The sequence below is a fragment of the Methylocystis sp. JR02 genome (assembly GCF_030063565.1).
Classification (GTDB): Bacteria; Pseudomonadota; Alphaproteobacteria; order Rhizobiales; family Beijerinckiaceae; genus Methylocystis; species Methylocystis iwaonis.
In genome coordinates, this window is record NZ_JASIRC010000001.1 from 45,075 (window position 1) to 62,809 (window position 17,735).

Sequence of the window (17,735 nt, forward strand, 5' to 3'; positions counted from 1 at the left end):
GGCTGCCCTGGATTGCTTCGCTTCGCTCGCAATGACGGGAACGCTAAATGGCCTTCGCCACAAGAATGCTCGTCAGCGTCGGCAAGGCGTTGTCGAGCAGTCTGAACCCGCCGAATCCCGCCTGGCGCAGCAGCGCTTCGATCTCTTCAACCCGGCGCGGCTCGCCGCGGCCCATGGCCAGCGTATAGAAGCCATAATAGGCGTCGAGCGGCTCGGCGCCCTTCACGCCGGACATCGCCTCGATAATCAGCAGCGTCGCGCCCGGCTCCATCGCGCGGCGGATGTTGCGCAGGAGCATCAGCGCTCGTTCGTCATCCTGATCGTGCACGATGCGGATCAGCGTGACCGCGTCGGCGCCTTTCGGCAAGTCGTCCCGCAAGAAATCACCGCCATGGACTTGCGCGCGCGTCATGAGGCCCGCAGCCTCCAACCGTGTGCGCGCGCGGTCGGCAACGGCAGGGAGATCGACGAGCGCGAGCTGCAGATCTGGGGCGCGCGCGGCGGCGGCGCAAAGGAAAACGCCCTCGCCGCCGCCGACGTCCATGAGACGCTTGTGCTGCCTGATGTCATAGGCGTCGAGCGCCTGCTCGGCGACCATGGGCTGCGAGGCGGCCATCAGCGCGCTATAGGGCGCGACCTCTCCGGGCCCCAGCGCTTTGGGCTGTTCGAGGTCGGAATAGGGCCAGTAATCCGCGAGCGCCGCGCGCTTCTCGCCGCGCAGCAACGCCACCGGGTCGGCGATGTCTGCGTAAAGCAGGGGCTGGTGCTCGACCAGCGCGCGCGCCGCGGGATTGCCGAGAAAAGCCGCGCCGAGCTGGCCCAAACCATAGCGCCCGCCCGCGCGTCGCTCGGTGAGGTCGAGCGAGGTGGCGGCGTCGAGCAGCCGCCGCGTCGCCGCTTCTGAGAGCGCGAGGCGCGCGGCGAGATTGGGAACAGTCAGCGGCCCGCCAGCGAGCGCCTCGAAAAGCTTCAGCCGGGCGCAAGCGAACAGCACTTGCGAATAGACGAAGCCGGCCGTGAGATCGAGCGCCGCCCGCGCGCGCCGCCGGGCGATCGGCCGGGTGAAAGGGTTGGCGAGCGACCAGCGCTGGAATTTGGGATCAGAAATCAGCCTGTCGCGACGGGCCCGCAGATCATCCAGCCAGCGCTCGAAAAGACCCGCCATATCCCGCCCCCGCTTTTGACCGCGCCCCGATAGCATGAGCCCCGAGGCGCGCGAAGAGGCGCCGCCGTTGCGGGCGCGCCCGCCTTAATGTAGAAGGGAGGCGCGTCGACTCGCGACAGGCGCCCGTAGCTCAGCTGGATAGAGCGCTGCCCTCCGAAGGCAGAGGTCAGAGGTTCGAATCCTCTCGGGCGCGCCAGGTCGACGGAGATTTTCACGGACGACGCTCTGAATGACATTTTTTCAGGACTACTTGGTTTTGCAGCCCACTTTGCCGCCGCCGTCGCCTTTTGCGCGGTCTTTTGCGTCATCGAATTCGTGGCCTGGGGCTTCGTCGCTGTAAGCGTCCGAGTGCATTCCCGGCGCGCTGAAAGCCCGGCAGGGAATCCAGAGCCACAAGAGCGCGGTTTTGCACAGAGCCCGTCATTGCGAGCGAAGCGAAGCAATCTAGGGCAGCGATGCGGCCCTGGATTGCTTCGTCGGCTCCGCCTCCTCGCAATGACGGCGGTAACTCCCGTGTCCAAACGGCGCGAGCGGCGGGCATGGCGCCGAACCAATCGAGCGGATCTCGTATAAGATGACCAATGCGGGCGAACCCCCCGGCAAGCGCGGCCACAATCCGCCGCCCATCATCTTCCACGCGCGAGAAGGCTTTGCCGGAGCGCCGGTACCGACCGAGGAAGAGCAGCGGCGCGCGCTCTTCCTCGCCAACCTCGCCATCTATGTGCCTCTCGCGGTGGGATTCGCCGTGCTTCTTTTCGTTCAGTGGATCGAACAAGCCAGATGCTCTCCGGGGAACGCAACGGACTCAGCCACGGAGACCGCCTGCTCCTCCGACTCATCGGGTTCCGGAGGTGGCGGTGGTAGTGGTGGCGGCGGCGGCGGCGGCGCTGCGAGATTCGGCGGCTTCGGGGCGATGGGCGCCGGCCATGGCGGCGGAGGCGGTTAATGAAGCGCGAGGCTTCTTCGCCGCGTCCAAACTTCGAGGCCGAGGCAAAAAAGATAGGCTTCGACTACGCCTATGCGGATGGCGAGCCCTATTGGGAGGAAAGCGCGCGCTACGTCTTCTCACTGGCGGAGATAGAGGACAGGCTCGAGGCGGCGACGGCCGAGCTGAATGCGCTTTGCCTTTCGCTCGTCGAAAACGTCGTCGAACACGACCATCTGATGCGACGATTGAGGATTCCAGAATGCGCGTTCGACGTAATACGCGCAAGCTGGAGGCGGCGGGACCCCTCGCTCTACGGCCGCTTCGATTTCGTCTACGATGGCAAAAGCGAACCCAAGCTCCTCGAATTCAACGCCGACACCCCGACGAACCTTTATGAATCCTCGGTCGTGCAATGGCTTTGGCTTCAATCCCAAATCGCGCGGGGCGAGCTGCCGCAAGACGCCGACCAGTTCAACTCGCTGCACGAGAAGCTCGTCGCGCGTATCGGAGAGATCGCGCCGAGCCGCTTGCTGCATCTCTGCTGTATGTCGAAAAACGCGGAAGACGCAGGAACGACAGCCTATCTCGCCGAATGCGCGCGCGAGGCGGGGCTCGTGACGAAGCTTCTCGACATGAGTGGAATAGGGTTGAAACACAATGAGTTCATCGATCCAGACTGGCGCAAGATCGAGTTCCTCTTCAAGCTCTATCCCTGGGAATGGATGTTTGCCGACTCTTTTGGCAAATCCTCAGCCGTCGGGCGGACGCGCCTCGTCGAGCCGCCCTGGAGGATGATCCTATCGAACAAGGGCGCGCTGGCGCTGCTCTGGGATATGGCGCCGGGACATAAGAATCTCTTGCCCTGTTATTTCGAGGACGACCCGCAAGTGGAAAGGCTCGGCGCGAAATATGCGCGCAAGCCGATCTATTCGCGCGAGGGCGCCGACATCGAACTCGTAGACGGCGTCTGCATCGCCCGGGGCGAGACGGAGGGTTATGGCCGGGAAGGATATGTCCGCCAGGCGTTTTGTCCCCTGCCGGTATTCGACGGCCGGCGTCCCGTCCTTGGCTGCTGGCTCGTCGGCGATGCGCCGGCGGGCCTTGGCATCCGCGAGGATAAGGCGCTCATCACCTCCAATCGCGCGCGCTTTACGCCACACGCGATCATCGGGTGAAATCGGTGCGTCGAGTGGCCCGCCAAAATCAAATGTTTGACCAGGTAACTCAACGAGGCGGGACCTCCGAGGCGACTCCCGCGTGGCCGACCGGGCCGACCTTGGAGGCGCCGCCGACGCTGATCGCCTCGCTTCTTTCGGTTCGGGCCGCCTGCCGGGCGTCGGGCGTTTGCACGCTTGGCGTCCAGTAAAACAGAAGCGCTGCAATCAGGCCGGGAGCAGCATTGGCAAAAGCGGCGCGGAACAGGGCGGCCATTTTACGGACAAGGCTTTCAGACATGGCGAACGTCCATTTCAAACGAATGTATTAAATTCAACCAATCGGCTGAAGCAAAAATAAGGCAAGGATCGAGGCGCCGGTCGAGGCGGGTCGCCCGACGGCGGCGGTCTACAGCCTGCAAAATGGCGCCTCGAGCCTATCGGCTCTGATGTCTCACGCAGGCGTCGAAGGCGTTATCTGCTTCCCGGGCCATCTCCGGATTCGCATAAATCCGCAGCGCCAAAGAATCGCTGCGTTGGCCCGAAAGACCGTGCCGTCGAGCCACCGATTTTTGCGCCTCATAGGCGCACATCGTCACGTGATCGCCGGCGCCGCGACTGCGCTTTTGTGAGGCTGCCGTCGACGGCGGCGCCACGAGCAGAGTCGCAGCGACAGCGAGGCGCCCAAGAAGGCATGAAGGGCGGTCATCGAGCCGCTTCGTCATGAAACCGAACGGGGTAAAAGGCATGTCTATCGCGCTCCTTATCAACGAGGCGCGCTCCTTTTTGACAGGCACAAAGAAGCGCCCGGTTTTAGGCCAGGCGCTCGAGTTGGGAGGGAGTAAATGAGACCTCATCAACCTGCCGGCTTTTTGATTGTTCCCTAGCGCGCTTTCCGCCCGGATGGAATCGCGCGAGCGATGAGAAAGCGCGCAGAGTCAAAAAGCAGGAGCGCATTCTTATACCGTTTCCGTTTGAATAGCTCGCATTGGCGCTTGTCATTCCAGACGGACCGAAGGCCATCTGGAATCCGCAGCCACAAAAGCGCAGGTTTTGCTCTGGATTCCCGATCACTCGCTGCGCGAGCGTCGAGAATACACCGAACCAATCAAGCGGATTTCGTATTATCGGCCGAGAGATTGCCGCGGCTGAGGGAATGTTCTCGCACGCACACGGCGGCCGTGCTGCTGTATCTGGCGCTGGAGTGGGAGGCGAGAGAGGACGAAAACGGCGACGGCCCGGCGATTATTCTTCGCCGAGCCGCAGCAACTGCTAGCAGACAAGAATGTGGCGGCTGCCTGAAGCTCACAAGTCAGCCGCCAGGTCGAGCTGGTCGTCGTTGGGTCTCCCCCTCGAGGGAGGCCTCGGAGCTTTCCGTGCGCTCGATCGCAACCCCCGAAGGCGTTGCATGGAATCAATCTTTTGAACGCTGAGAAGTTCGCCTGAGACGACAAAAAATTTGCGAGGGCGCGCTGAGCGGACCCGCGTTGCGTTGGCGCAGGGCGCCCGTCTAGAAGCGGCGAAGGCGAAGTTCTGCGTGATTTGCGATCGGGAGGCTTGATGGACGAGCTTACAATCAAGCGCTTCCTGCCCTGGGTGGTGGCGACCGCCCTTTTTATGGAGCAGCTCGACGCGACGATCGTCAATACAGCCGTCCCGGCGATGGCCGAAAGCTTACAGGTCACGCCGCTGAGCTTGAAAGCGGTCGCGGCGAGCTATGTTTTGAGCCTGGCCGTGGGCATCCCCGTAAGCGGATGGGTCGCCGACCGCTATGGAACGAGAAAGGTCTTCGCCGCCGCGATCGCCGTTTTCACGCTCTCGTCGATCCTGTGCGGATTATCCCAAAACGCAGGGCAAATGGTTGTCGCCCGAATACTCCAGGGCGCCGGCGCGGCTTTGATGACGCCGGTCGGAAGATTGGCCGTCGTCAGGACCTTCGGAAAGGCCGAGCTGCTGACGGCGATGAACTTCGTCATCATACCGGCGCTTATCGGGCCGCTTCTCGGCCCGACGGTCGGCGGCCTCATCGTGCATTGGCTTTCCTGGCGCGAGATCTTCTTCGTGAATGTCCCGATTGGCATCGTCGCGCAGTGGTTGGTCCATCGCTACATGCCCGATTATCGGGGAGAGAGTGAGCGTCCTTTCGACTGGCTGGGCCTTGTCCTCTTTGGATCAGGCATGGCGCTTCTGTCCTGGCTTCTCGAAATATTCGGAGAACATCAAATCCGCCCCGAGCTGGGCGTCGCGCTTTTCGCCGTGGCGATGGCGCTGCTTCTCGCCTATTGGGCGCATGCGCGCCGAGCTGCTTTTCCGCTGCTCGATCTTGCCTTGTTCAAAAAGCGGACCTTCCGGGTTTCGGTCGGCGGCGGCTTCCTCACAAGGCTCGGCGTGGGCGGCTTGCCCTTTTTGACTCCCTTGCTGTTTCAGGTGGGCCTTGGGCTTCCGGCGTGGGAGTCGGGCATGCTGATGATGCCGACGGCGGCGGCCGCCATGGGCATGAAATTCATCTCCGCGCCCATACTCGCGCGTTTTGGCTACCGCACTGTCCTCGTCAGCAACACTGTGATGATCGGCGTCGCGATCTGCCTCTATTCCCTGGTGACCGAACGCACGCCGATCGCGGCCGTCGTCGCCATCGGTTTCCTTCTCGGCTTCTTCAACTCGCTTCAGTTCACGAGCATGAACAGCCTCGCCTATGCGGATGTCGAGCCGGCGGAGTCGAGCATGGCCGCCACCATTGCGAGCTCTTTCCAGCAAATATCGATGAGCTTCGGTCTTGCGATCGGGTCTCTGGTGGCGGCCGCATTTCTGGGCGCGGCGCCACAGTCAAATCCTCACGCCGTCATTGCCGCCCTCCACGGCGCCTATCTGTCTCTCGGCGCGCTCACCGTCCTCTCGTCTCTCTCATTCTGGCGATTGCGCAAGTCCGATGGCGCAAGCGTCAGCCGTGCGCAGACGGAACTGGCTTGAGGCCGGGTTGGCGCGGTTCCACGCGCCCAGTCTTTTGAGGAGCCTACGCCAGCGCTTGCTGGTCCGCAACTTGCGAGTCGGCGGCCAGACGTTCCTTTTTTGGGAGGCGACCCCGATGGCCTTCACCTTCATCTGTCAGACAAGCGCCGTAAGCGAGGGGGGCATGGGCCTCTTCCAGGCCGGTCGCAAAAGCGTGCTCCTGGTCTGGCCGATGGGCGGCGAGCTCAAGGCGTATCGCGGGCGCTGCCCGCACGCAGACATGCCGCTGAGCGAGGCGACCTTCAACGGGCAGACGGTGTCCTGTCCGCACCACCAGTGGGGGTTCGACGGCGCGAGCGGCAAATGCGTGACGCATCTTGTGCGCAACACGCTGCATCCCTACGAGCTGCGCGTGGAAGGCGACGAGATTCAGGTCGACGTCGGCCCGGTCAAGGCGGCGCGTACGCCGGCGTGATCGTCATCCGCCGGGGAAGGATTGTCGCCGAAGCTGAGCGCGCTTTGGCGGCCGGCGCCCGTCGAGGGAGGGGACGGGGCGCCGGCCCGGACAATGCGCGCAGGGTTCACGCGCGCATTGTCAATCAGCGTCGAAGCAGCGCGTCGGCGCCCTCTTTTCCGAGGAGCTGACGCAGCCGTCCGAGGATTTGCAGCGTCACGCCGAAGACGGCGAGCGACATCCACCCGAAAAAGACGAAGCCCCAATGCAGCGGGCCCGCGAATCCCTCGTCCATCGCCCAGGAGGTGTGGCCCCATTCATTAAACCCGACGTTCGGGATCGTCATGAAGACCCCGCCAACCAGCACGAGGAAGGCGAGCGAGTAGCCCTGGGCAAAAAAGGGCAGGCGCGTCTTCGCGTAGAAGAATGCGCCTACCCCGATGATCGAGAACAGCGGATATGAAATATAAAAGGTGATGATATTGCTCGGGGTGAAATCCGTGTCGCGCACCGCGGTCATGTGCCAGACGGCGGTCTGCTCGGAGAAGAAGCTCAGGCCCCAAAACAGAGCCAGCGCAAAGACGACCAGCCATTGCACGAGATAAAGAAGCCGCCGCGTTTCGCGCGCGGGCGAGAGCTTCTCGAGCTCGCGATCGCGCGTGCGCCACAGCAAGCCCGCGAGGAGCGCGACGCTGGCGATAGAGAGGACGACGGCGGCCTTGAGGAGATTGATCCAGTAAAGCTCGAATTCTGGAGCGAATGAATCCAGTCCGACGGTCCAGCCGAAAGCCTGTTCGAAGAGGCGCAGCGCGGCGACGAAAAGGGTCAGAGCCAGAACGCCGAAAAGAAGCGGCTTCGTGTCGACGATCCGCTCGGCGCGCTCTGCGGCGCCTGCGGCGTGCGTGTTGATGGTGCTCATCGTTGTCTCCGAAAATGTCTATGGGGCGCGCGAAGGGGGTCTCCGCGCGCGTGCTATCGGGGCGAAGCGGCCCGGGAAAAAGCCGCTTCGCTGAGCGTTCTGAAAAAGAGGAGGAGCGTTAATTGGCGTGGCGCGGCGCGGTTGTTCTCGCCGATCCGGATCATCTCTCCCAAGCGGCCGGGAGAAGCCGCTACGAGACGATCTCAGGCGGAAACCGCATGCGCTTGGGCCGGCGGCGCACGCGGAGACTGCGGCGCTCTCTTTGGCTCCAGGCGACGCTCCGGCGCTGATCTCGTTGGCGGAGAGTCAACTGACGTCGCGGGAGAAATTGGAACCCTGATCGAAGCGTAAGGCTTGGGCGGCGGCGCGTCCAACGACCCGCAGTGTAGGATGCAGCACAGGCCGTGATGATGACCGCCATGAGGAACGGCTGGCCGTTCGTTCCCGCTTGGGGCGTCTTGCGTCGAGCAGATAACGCCGGTTCCTGCGGCCGCGAACGCAGGCGCGCCCGCGAAAGCAAGCTGCAAGAGCAGCAGGCCGGCGACAAGAGTCGCCAACATGCGCGCAAAGCCGCTCTGTCGCCTCAGAGGATCCACCGCCGCCGCCTTTGGTTCCAGGACAGGAGGCTAGAGACGGACAGGAAGGCGGTCAAGCAAGTGCAAATGGCGCCGATGTGCGGCGAAACGCCGCGCGTCTGTGAGACGCGCCAGCGCTCCCGAGGGTTGTTACGCCGCGCTCTTCGCCGCCTGAGAACGTGGCGCCGCGATCGTGCGCCGCAGGCTTTGATCGGCCAGTCTTTCGTAAGCCGACACCAGGCCGGCGACATTCATTTCCGCGTCCTGCCGCCAGAACGACAAGTGAGACACGACGAAGGGGAAATAGACGCTGTTCTCCTTGCGGGCGCGCTTGCGCACGCCATAGCAGAGGTCGTGCTCGTCATCCGACATGATGTCCGGGATATGCACGAGATCGCGGCCGAGGAAAGCGACGAAATTGATGCTGACCCTTTCGTTCCACGCAAGAGCGGTCGGCTCTTCGAGCGTGAAGCGCGACGGCGCGCCCAGAAAGAGCCGGTGAAGCGCTTCCGCTTTGGCGCCGCTGCTCCAGAGCGATCCGCACATCCCCCCCGGCGGCAGCTCTAGCGCCATCTCATTGTGCGGGATCGCGCCGAATTGCTGCTGGAAATGGGCGCAGACGCCATTGTTCACGACATTTGCGCTGATCAGGAAATAATCGTCGTTGGCGCGGCGGAAATCGATGAAATCGCCGAGCCGGTCGAGATCGACATAGACGATGTCGTCGTCGCATTTGAGAAAGACGTCTCGCGCATGCGCGTCGCGGTTGGCGGCGTAATATTGATAGGCCGTCGTGTAGAACATGACGTCCTTCGAATAAAAAGGCGCCCTGCCGCCGACGAACAGACGCGCCGCGTGCGAATTGAAACACTCGAAACGCCAGTCGCCATTGGCGCCAAATCCGGTTCGGTACAGGGCTTCGAACTCGCCGTCGGCGACAGGCAGGTCGTCACGGAGGATGTCGTCGCCGGCGACGGATATTCTCAGGCCATCGGCGCCGAAACGGATTTCGACATCGACAAAATCGAACTCGGGGAGAATCTGGGGCGTGGAGGCGTAAACGGCGGGCGGCTCCTCGTGATTTCTCAGTTGTGTGGCGGTCAGCGCGAGTGGATTCGCAAAGCGCCGAATGGCGCTTGCGCGATTGTTCCAACCGCCGATGACGACTTCGTAGCTCGTTCCCGACGCGCCGCGACGCCGCAATCCGATATGCACGTCATTTGTGGCGCGAACGCTGAATTTGACGCTGCGATTGTTTCCCCGCACCGAGAGCGTTCCGGGCAGAAGGAAATATTCGTCCGTATGGCTCGGCGTGACTTGCGCGATGGGGAAGCGCTCGCGGAGCCAGCGCGCGTCGGCGGCGTTGCGGGTGAAGTCCCAGACATGCCACTCGTCGATCAGCCCGCGCTCGATCGCGGCGTCGACGTAACGCGTCAGCAGGCTCATCCGATCCTTTCTTCCCGCGAAAGTGACCAGAATCGTCTTCTGCTTTTCCATGTCGGGTTTCTCCTGAAACGCGCTCTTAAAAATCCGCCAGCCGGCGGTCTTGCGGAATGGGCATATGTTCGCTCCATTCCTTCAGCTTATCTCGATACAGCGTGCGATAGGCGTCTTCGCCCAGCGTTTCGAGGGATTCGAGATCGAGCTCGCAGCCGATCTCGTAATAGACATCGAGATTGGTCAAATCGGGTGTCGGCGTGCGTCCCTCGACAAAATCCTCGTGCATTTCGTCGAAGACCGATTCGAGCCGTCGCACGGTTCCTTCGATGTCCCGCAAGGCGCTACGATCCCGGTTTTCGACAAGCGCCTGGCGACGCGCGGCCAGCCTGGCGGGGTTGCGCGCGAACTCCGTCGCGTGCGCAAAAAATTCCTCCGGCGTGGCGCAGATGAAATCGTCAAGCCCTGCGGCCGTGACAACGCTTGCGCAGAAGCGGGCCGCGAAGCTGCGGCCGCGCAACGTCAGGACCGGCAGGCCCATGGTGAGCGCGTCGGCGGCGGTCGAATGGGCGCCGTAAGGCAGAGTATCGAGGAAAAGATCTGCGAGCGGGATACGCGTCAGATGAAGCGGGTTGGGCGCTTTCTCGGCAAAGAGAATGCGTTCCGGCGCCACGCCATGATCCGCCGCGGCTTTGCGTAAACGCTCGTTGACGTCGGCGCCGCCGGTCAAGAGCCACAGGACGCTGTTGGGCGTCGCCTTCAGGATCGACATCCACAAGGCGAAGGTATTCGCGGTGATCTTCTGCATGCCGTTGAGGCAGGCGAAGACAAAGGCGTCATTGGGGAGCCCGGCCTCTTCCCGCGTCGGACGGCGCTCGGCGATGTGGCGCTTGCGGTCGAGCGGCTGATTGCAGCCGATCCACAGGACCTTCTCGGAGTAGAAGATCTTGTTCTCTTCCGGCACGATCACCGGATCGGCGATCATGTAATGATGATAGGGGCTGCCCATCGTTCCGGGGTAGCCGCACCAGTTCACGATGACAGGCGCGGGGCGATAGGCGAAAATCCGCGTGCGCGCATGTTTGGTGTAGCCGTTGAGATCGACGAGAATATCGATCTCGTCATCGGCGATCCGCATCGCCGCCTGGGCGTCGTCCATCGGTTTGATGTCGATCCAGTGATCGACGGCGGCCTTTATGCGCGATTGCGTTTCGTCCGCGGGGCGATCCTCGCCGCAGTAATAAGCAAAGATCTCGAAACGGGCTTTATCGTGCCCTTCCAGGACTTCGACGAGCGCGAAGCCCACCGCATGTTCGCGCAGATCGGAGGAGACATAGCCGATCCGCAGGCGCGCGTTCGGCGCGCGTGGCTTTCTCTCGCGCGGCGCGAGCGGCGCGCCCGCCGGACGACCGACGACGGATTTATTGTAGCGATACGCCTTGGCGAGCTGGAACATGGGATCGTCGGCATAGGCGGCGAGCGACATCGACGACATGCCGTCGATGAGGTTGCGACGCGGCATGCGTTCGGCGGCGGCGACGGCCGGCCATTTGCACTGGCGCTGCCGCAACGAAATCCAATGTTGCGCGGCTTCTGTCTTGTCCGGCCGCAGTTCGAGCGCCTGCTTCAGGGCCTCCTCGGCGCCCTGTAAATCCTCGACGCCTTCGAGGACGCGGCCGATTTGGTGCAAGGCGAGAACTTTATGCGCCATCGTCTCGCCGTTCACCTCGGCGAGCTTTTCGCTCAGGGCGCGCCATTGCTGAACCGCCGCGCCGATGTCTCCCGCATCTTCGAATGCGCGGCCGAGATTGATATGCGCCTGGGCGAAATCCGGCTTGACCCGAAGGCACTCCCGCAAAGCGATGGCGGCGCCGGAAATGTCGCCCTGTTCCCGCAGGCCGACCGCATAGTTGAAATAGGCCATGTGGAGCAGCTCATGTTCGCCGTTGAAGGCGATCCATGTCTTGTAAAGCTCGCTGGCCAACGCCGGCTGGCCCGCGCGTCGCAATTTATCGGCGCTGTCGAAAAGTTCGACGAGCGGCAGGTTTCGGCGCTTGGCGCGATGAACGGCGAGGTTGAAAATTTCGATCCCGCTCGCCAAGGGGGAGGCCGGCGTCAGCATGCGTTGGCAGTCCAGTTGGGAACATTGAGGGCAATCCCAACGGACCTTGGCAAAGAGAGCTTGCGCCAGGCATGTGCAGCCGCTCGGGAGGGCGATTGCGGCCGAATTTGCTTGAGCTTCAAAAGCAGCCGCCGAGGAGGCTTACGCACCCTCGGCGGCAATTGTGGCTGTTCCAGTGTGTCGCGCTTACTGGAACAGTTGCATCAGCCGGTTGACCTGCGCAGACGACATCGCATTGATCTGCGTGGTGGTCAGCGCGCTGGCTTGCGTGGTGCTCAGGGCCCCGATGTCGTCGGTCGACAAGCCGGCGATGGACTGCGTGGAGATCGCGACCAGTTGATCGGTCGAGAAGGCCGTGAAGTCCGCGCTCTCGAGCGCCCCGATCTGCGTGGAACTGAGCGCGCCGATCTGGGCGGTGGTGATCGACACAGTCTGATCCGTCGACAACGCCTGCAACTGCGCGGTGGTCATTGCCGAGAGCTGCGCCGTCGACAGGCCCGCAATGTCTGCAGTCGAGACGACGGCAATCTGGGTCGTGAGCAGCGAGGCGATGTCGCGGGCGTCCAACGCGTCGAACTGCGTGGCGCTGAAAGCTGCGATATCGTCCGTCGTGAGAGCGGCGACCTGGCTCGACGTCAGGGCCGTCACCTGCGCGGTGGTGAGCGCGGCGGCCTGGGCCGTGGTCAGGACGCTGATCTGCGCGGTGCTGAAGGCGGCGACCACGTTGGTCCTGAGCGCCGCCACCTGGTCGGTCGACATGGCCGCCACGCCGGCGGTGGTCAAGGCCGACGCCTGGAGCACCGCGGCCTGCGCCGTGGTCATCGCCGCCACCTGATCGGTCGACAACGCTGGGAGCTGGTTCGCTGTCAGAGCCGCGACCTGAGCCGTGCTGAGCGCCACGATATCGGCGGTCGAAGCGGCCGCGATGGCGGCGGTGGACAGCGCGGCGATGTCGCGGGGGCTGAGCGCCGCGAACTGATCAGTGGTGAAGGCCGCCACGTCGTCGGACGACAGAGCCGCCGCCTGCGTAGTGGACAGAACCGCGATCTGCGCCGTGGTCAGCGCCCCGGCCTGAGCGGAGGAGAGGGCGGCGATCTGGGCGCTGCTCAACGCGGCCAAGGCGCCGGTCGAGAGCGCAGCGATCTGATCCGTGGAGAGCGCCGCCACATTGTCCGTCGTCAGCCCGTGCGCCTGAGCCGAGCCGAGCGTCGCGACCTGCGCCGTCGTCAAGGCGGCCGCCTGATCGGTCGACAAGACATGGACCTGAGCCGCCGTCAGCGCCGCCGCCTGGGCGGTGCTCAAGGCCGCAATATCGGCCGTCGAGGCGCCGGCGATCGCCGCCGTCGACAGGGCGGCGATATCCCGGGTTTCCAGCGCGCCGAACTGCGCGGTGGAGAGCGCGGCCACGTCGTCCGAGGAGAGCGCGGCGGTCTGCGCCGTGGTCAAAGCGACAATCTGGTCCGTGGTCAGCGCCGCCGCCTGATCGGTCGACAGGGCGCGTATCTGCGCCGCGCTCAGGGTCGCGAGCGACCCTGTCTTGAGCGCTGCAACCTGACTGGTGGAAAGCGCGGCCACGCTGTCGGTGGTCAGCGCCGCCGCCTGGCGCGAGGAAAGCGCGCCGACTTGCTCCGTCGTCAGCGCCTTGGCCTGGTCGGTCGAGAGCGCATGCGTCTGCGAGCTGGTCAGCGCCACGATCTGCGCCGTGGTGAGAGCGGCCGTCTGATCGGTCGACAGGATGCCGATTTGAGCGGCGCTCAGGGCTGCGATGGCGGCCGATCTCAAAGCCGCCACCTGGTCCGTCGTCAGAGCCGCGACGCTATCGGTCGTCAGCGCCGCCGCCTGGGCCGAGCTGAGAACGGCGGCCTGCGCCGTCGTCAGCGCGGCTGTCTGAGCGCTGGACAAAGCATGCGCCTGGCCGGTGGTGAGCGCGGCCGCCTGGGCCGTGCTCAGAGCTGCGATGTCGTCCGTCGAGGCGCCGGCGATGGCGCTCGTCGACAGGGCTGCGATATCGCGCGTGCTCAAGGCCGCGAATTGGGCGGTCGAGAAGGCCGCCACATCATCGGAGGAGAGAGCGCCGGCCTGCGCCGAGGTCAAAGCGGCGATCTGGGCGGTGGCGAAGGCCGCCACCTGAGCCGTCGACAGAGCGCTGATCTGCGCTGTGCCGAGGGCCGCGACAGCCCTGGTCGAAAGCGCAGCGATCTGATCCGTGGAGAGCGCCGCGACGCTGTCCGTGGTGAGCGCGGCCGCCTGGCCCGAGCTGAGGACGGCGACCTGCGCCGTCGTCAGCGCCGCGGCCTGGTCGGTCGACAGCGCGTGCACCTGGTTCGACGTCAGGGCCGAGGACTGGCCCGTGCTGAGCGCGGCGAGGTCGTCCGTCGAGGCGCCGAGGAGAGCGGCGGTCGTCAAGGCGGCGATGTCGCGGGTGCTCAGCGTCGCGAACTGCGCCGTCGAGAGGGCGGCGATGTCGTCGGACGACAGCGCCGAGGCCCCGGACGTCGTCAGGGCGCCGATCTGCGCGGTCGTGAGCGCCGCGATCTGCGCCGTGGAGAGCGCGTGGATTTGCGCCGTGCTCAGCGCGGCGACCGCGCTTGTCTTGAGCGCCGCAACCTGATCGGTGGAAAGCGCCGCAACGCTGTCCGTCGTGAGAGCGGCCGACTGCCGGGAGCTCAAAGCGGCCACCTGATCGGTTGTCAGCGCCGCCGCCTGATCCGTCGACAGAGCGCGCGTCTGCGTGGTGGTCAGGGCGACGACCTGGGCCGTGGTCAGCGCCGCGGCCTGAGCCGTCGACAAGGACTGGACCTGCGCGGTGGTCAAAGCGGCGACCGCGCTCGTCTTGAAGGCGGAGAGCTGATTCGTCGACAGCGCCGCGACGCTGTCGGTGGTGAGCGCGGCGGCTTGAGCCGAGCCCAGGACCGCGACCGAACCGGTCGTCAACGCGGCCGCCTGGTCCGTCGACAGCGCGCGAACTTGCGCGCTCGTCAGCGCGCCGGCCTGCGCGGCGCTCAGGATGGCGACGTCGTCCGTCGACACGCCGGCGAGCGCGCTCGTCGACATCGCGGCAAGATCACGCGCCTCGAGCGCGCCAAACTGCGCCGTGGTGAAGGCGGCCACGTCGTCCGAGGAGAGCGTCGCGCTTTGCGTCGTCGTCAGGGCGGCGATCTGGCTGGTCGTCAGCGCGCCAACCTGGGCGGTCGAGAGCACGTCGATCTGCGCCGTGCTCAGCGCCGCGATGGCGGCCGACCGGAGCGCCGCGATCTGATCCGTGGAGAGAGCGGCGAGGCTGTCGGTCGTGAGCGCGGCCACCTGCCCGGACGACAGCGTGGCGATCTGAGCGGTCGTAAGCGCGGAGGACTGCTCGGACGAGAGCGCATGGAGCTGCCTGGTCGTCAGCGCGGCGACCTGCGAGGTGGACAGCCCCGCGAGATCCTCGGTCGCGACCGCCGCCAACTGGCTCGTTTGCAGCGCCGCGAGGTCGCGGGAGCTGAGGGCGTCGAACTGCGTCGAGGTGAAGGCGGCGATGTCGTCGGTCGTCAGCGCGGCCGTCTGCGCCGTTGTCAGGGCGCCAATCTGGGCGGTGGTCAGCGCGCTCGCCTGAGCCGTCGTCAGGACGTGGACCTGCGCGCTGCCGAGCGCCGCGACAGTGGACGTCCTCAGGCTGGCGATCTGGTCGGTGGTGAGGGCTGCGATGCTATCGGTCGTCAAGGCGGCGGCCTGGCCGGAGCTGAGGACGGCCACTTGGGCGGTCGTCAGAGCGGCCGCCTGATCGGTCGACAAGCTGCGCATCTGCACGGCCGTGAACGCCGCGATCTGCCCGGTGCTCAGCGCGGCGATCTCAGCCGTCGACACGCCGGTAAGGGCGGTGGAGGTGAGCGCCGCCAGATCGCGAGAGCTCAGCGCCGCGAATTGGTCGGTCGAGAAGGCGGCCAGATCGTCGGAGGAAAGGGCCGCCGCTTGCACGGTGGTCAGCGACGCCACTTGAGCGGTGGTCAGCGCCGCCGCCTGAGCGGTCGTCAGCGTAACGATTTGCGCCGTGGTCAGGGCGGCGACAGAGCTGGATTTCAACGCCGCGACCTGATCCGTGGAGAGCGCTGCGACGCTATCCGTGGTGAGCGCGGCCGCCTGACGGGAGCCGAGGACCGCCACTTGCGCCGTGGTGAGCGCCGCGGCCTGATCGGTCGACAGCGCGCGCATCTCGGCGGTCGTCAAAGCGGCGACCTGCGCCGTGCTGAGAGCGGCGATGTCCGCCGTCGAGACGCCGGCGAAGGCGCTCGAGGACAAAGCCGCGAGGTCGCGCGTTTCGAAAGCCGCAAGCTGCGCCGTCGAGAGCGCCGCGATGTCGTCCGAACTCAGGCGCGCCGCCTGAGCGGTGGTGAGCGCGACAATCTGGGCAGTGCCGAGGGCGGCGGCCTGGCTGGTCGACAATGTGTCGATTTGCGCCGTGCTCAGCGCGGCGATGGCGCTGGTCTTGAGCGCCGCAACCTGGTCTGTCGAGAGCGCGGCAATTTCGTCGGTGGTTAGCGCGGCGGCCTGGGTGGAGCCGAGCGCGGCCACCTGCTCGGTGGTCAGGGTGGCGACCCGGATCGCCGAAAGCGCTTGGATCTGCGTGGTCTTCAGCGCGGCAACCTGCGCGGTGGTCAGCGAGATTGTCTGACCGGCCGAGAGGACGCCGATCTGCGCGGTGGTCAGCGCCGCGACGGCGAGGGTCTTGAGCGCCGCAACCTGATCGGTGGAGAGCGCGGCGACCGCGTCCGTCGTCAGCGCGGCGGCTTGGCCGGAGCCTAGCGCGGCGACGGCGGCGGTGGTGAGAGCGGCCGCCTGATCGGTGGAGAGGGCGCCGATTTCAGCCGTGGTCAGGGCGGCTGCCTGAGCGGTGCTCAGCGCCGCAATATCGGCAGTGGAGGCCGCGGCGAGGGCGCTCGTGGACAAAGCGGCGATGTCGCGGGCCGAGAGGGCGCCGAACTGCGCGGTGGAGAAGGCCGCGACGTCGTCGGAGGTGAGCGCGGCCGTTTGGGCGGTCGTCAGCGCCGCGACCTGCGCCGTGGTCAGCGCGGCGGCCTGGTTGGTCGAGAGGGCCTGAATTTGCGCGGAACCCAGCGCTGCAAAAGAACTCGTTTTCAACGCCGCGATCTGGTCCGTGGACAGAGCGGCGACGGCGTCGGTGGTCAGCGCCGCAATCTGGCTGGAGCCGAGGACGGCGATTTGCGCCGTGGTCAGGGCGGCGGCCTGATCCGTTGAAAGCGCGTGCATCTGCGCGCTCGTGAGCGCAGCCGCCTGCGACGTGTTCAGCGCGGCGATGTCCAAGGTCGAGACACCGGCGAGGGCGCTGGTGGTCAGCGCGGCGAGGTCGCGGGCGCCGAAGGCGCTGAATTGGCTTGCGGAAAGAGCGGCGACGTCATCCGACGACAAGGCGGCCGCCTGGGAGGAGGTCATCGCCGAGATCTGGGCGGTTGTGAGAGCGCCGATCTGCACCGAGGAGAGCGCCTGTATCTGTGCGGAGCTCAATCCTGCGATCGCATTGGTCTTCATCGCCTCGATCTGACCGATGGAGAGCGCGGCGATGCTGTCAGTGGTCAGCGCATTGGCCTGGGCGGAAACGAAAACCGCGATTTGAGCCGTTGAGAGAGACGCGATCTGGTCGGTTGAGAGCGCGTGTAGCTGGCTCGTGGTGAAAGCGGCGACCTGACCGGTGGACAGCGACGTGAGGTCGCTGCTGGTAATCGCGGTGATCTGGGTGCTCGTGAAGCCGAGGATGGCGCTCCAGCTCAGGGCGCTCATCTGCGTCGCGGAAAACGCCGCGACGTCATCCGTATTCAGGGCGCGGACCTGAGTCGACGTCAGCGCCGCCGCCTGAGCGGTCGTCATAGCCGCTATATCGTCGGTCGTGAGCTTTGAGATCGTGCTCGTCGAGAGCGAGGCGACTTGGCTGGGGGTGAGCGAAGAAATGATGGAGGTCATATGCCGGCCCTTGAGCTGTTGGTGTGCGTCCCAAAGAGTTCACTTTGAAAGCCCTCTCCGCAGACGCTGCTGCGCGC

The 17,735-nt window shown here is 65.1% G+C and carries 11 protein-coding genes and 1 tRNA gene; 5 read left to right on the forward strand and 7 right to left on the reverse strand.

Annotated features, from left to right (window positions below):
- Window positions 1-43 precede the first annotated feature (43 nt).
- Window positions 44-1,165 carry a methyltransferase gene (locus QNA11_RS00245; protein ID WP_283481489.1) on the reverse strand — a complete coding sequence of 374 codons (1,122 nt, stop codon included), beginning with the start codon at window positions 1,163-1,165 and terminating at the stop codon, window positions 44-46.
- A 119-nt stretch (window positions 1,166-1,284) separates the two neighbouring features.
- Here QNA11_RS00245 and QNA11_RS00250 point away from each other — a divergent pair.
- The 3 genes from QNA11_RS00250 (at window position 1,285) to QNA11_RS00260 (ending at window position 3,268) form a co-directional block, all read left to right on the forward strand.
- Window positions 1,285-1,361: transfer RNA gene (locus tag QNA11_RS00250), tRNA-Arg, on the forward strand.
- A 378-nt stretch (window positions 1,362-1,739) separates the two neighbouring features.
- Entirely contained in the window at window positions 1,740-2,111 is a 372-nt protein-coding gene (locus QNA11_RS00255) for a hypothetical protein (RefSeq protein WP_283481490.1), read from the forward strand.
- Window positions 2,111-3,268: a glutathionylspermidine synthase family protein gene (locus QNA11_RS00260; RefSeq protein WP_283481491.1), complete on the forward strand. Its 1,158-nt coding sequence runs from the start codon at window positions 2,111-2,113 to the stop codon at window positions 3,266-3,268. Before QNA11_RS00255 ends, QNA11_RS00260 begins: the two co-directional genes overlap by 1 nt.
- 49 nt (window positions 3,269-3,317) lie before the next feature.
- Here the strand turns inward: QNA11_RS00260 and QNA11_RS00265 are convergent, their stop codons facing one another.
- Entirely contained in the window at window positions 3,318-3,548 is a 231-nt protein-coding gene (locus tag QNA11_RS00265; protein ID WP_283481492.1) for a hypothetical protein, read from the reverse strand.
- Between the two features lie 1,259 nt (window positions 3,549-4,807).
- Here QNA11_RS00265 and QNA11_RS00270 point away from each other — a divergent pair.
- Window positions 4,808-6,217 carry an MFS transporter gene (locus QNA11_RS00270; protein ID WP_283481493.1) on the forward strand — a complete coding sequence of 470 codons (1,410 nt, stop codon included), beginning with the start codon at window positions 4,808-4,810 and terminating at the stop codon, window positions 6,215-6,217.
- Between the two features lie 115 nt (window positions 6,218-6,332).
- Window positions 6,333-6,671, forward strand: a complete 339-nt coding sequence (locus QNA11_RS00275) for a Rieske (2Fe-2S) protein (protein ID WP_283481494.1) — start codon at window positions 6,333-6,335, stop codon at window positions 6,669-6,671.
- Between the two features lie 124 nt (window positions 6,672-6,795).
- Here QNA11_RS00275 and QNA11_RS00280 read toward each other — a convergent pair whose 3' ends face one another.
- The 5 genes from QNA11_RS00280 to QNA11_RS00295 form a co-directional block, all read right to left on the reverse strand.
- On the reverse strand, window positions 6,796-7,569 hold the full coding sequence (locus tag QNA11_RS00280; RefSeq protein WP_283481495.1) for a methane monooxygenase/ammonia monooxygenase subunit C: 774 nt from the start codon (window positions 7,567-7,569) through the stop codon (window positions 6,796-6,798).
- Window positions 7,570-7,772: 203 nt separating this feature from the next.
- Window positions 7,773-8,129: a DUF2946 family protein gene (locus QNA11_RS20670; RefSeq protein ID WP_502867501.1), complete on the reverse strand. Its 357-nt coding sequence runs from the start codon at window positions 8,127-8,129 to the stop codon at window positions 7,773-7,775.
- 165 nt (window positions 8,130-8,294) lie between these two features.
- Window positions 8,295-9,641, reverse strand: coding sequence for a DUF6250 domain-containing protein (locus tag QNA11_RS00285; protein WP_283481496.1), 1,347 nt, complete (start codon window positions 9,639-9,641; stop codon window positions 8,295-8,297).
- 25 nt (window positions 9,642-9,666) lie between these two features.
- Window positions 9,667-11,703 carry an O-linked N-acetylglucosamine transferase, SPINDLY family protein gene (locus QNA11_RS00290; protein ID WP_283481497.1) on the reverse strand — a complete coding sequence of 679 codons (2,037 nt, stop codon included), beginning with the start codon at window positions 11,701-11,703 and terminating at the stop codon, window positions 9,667-9,669.
- Window positions 11,704-11,889: 186 nt separating this feature from the next.
- Entirely contained in the window at window positions 11,890-17,658 is a 5,769-nt protein-coding gene (locus tag QNA11_RS00295) for a beta strand repeat-containing protein (RefSeq protein ID WP_283481498.1), read from the reverse strand.
- Window positions 17,659-17,735 lie beyond the last annotated feature (77 nt).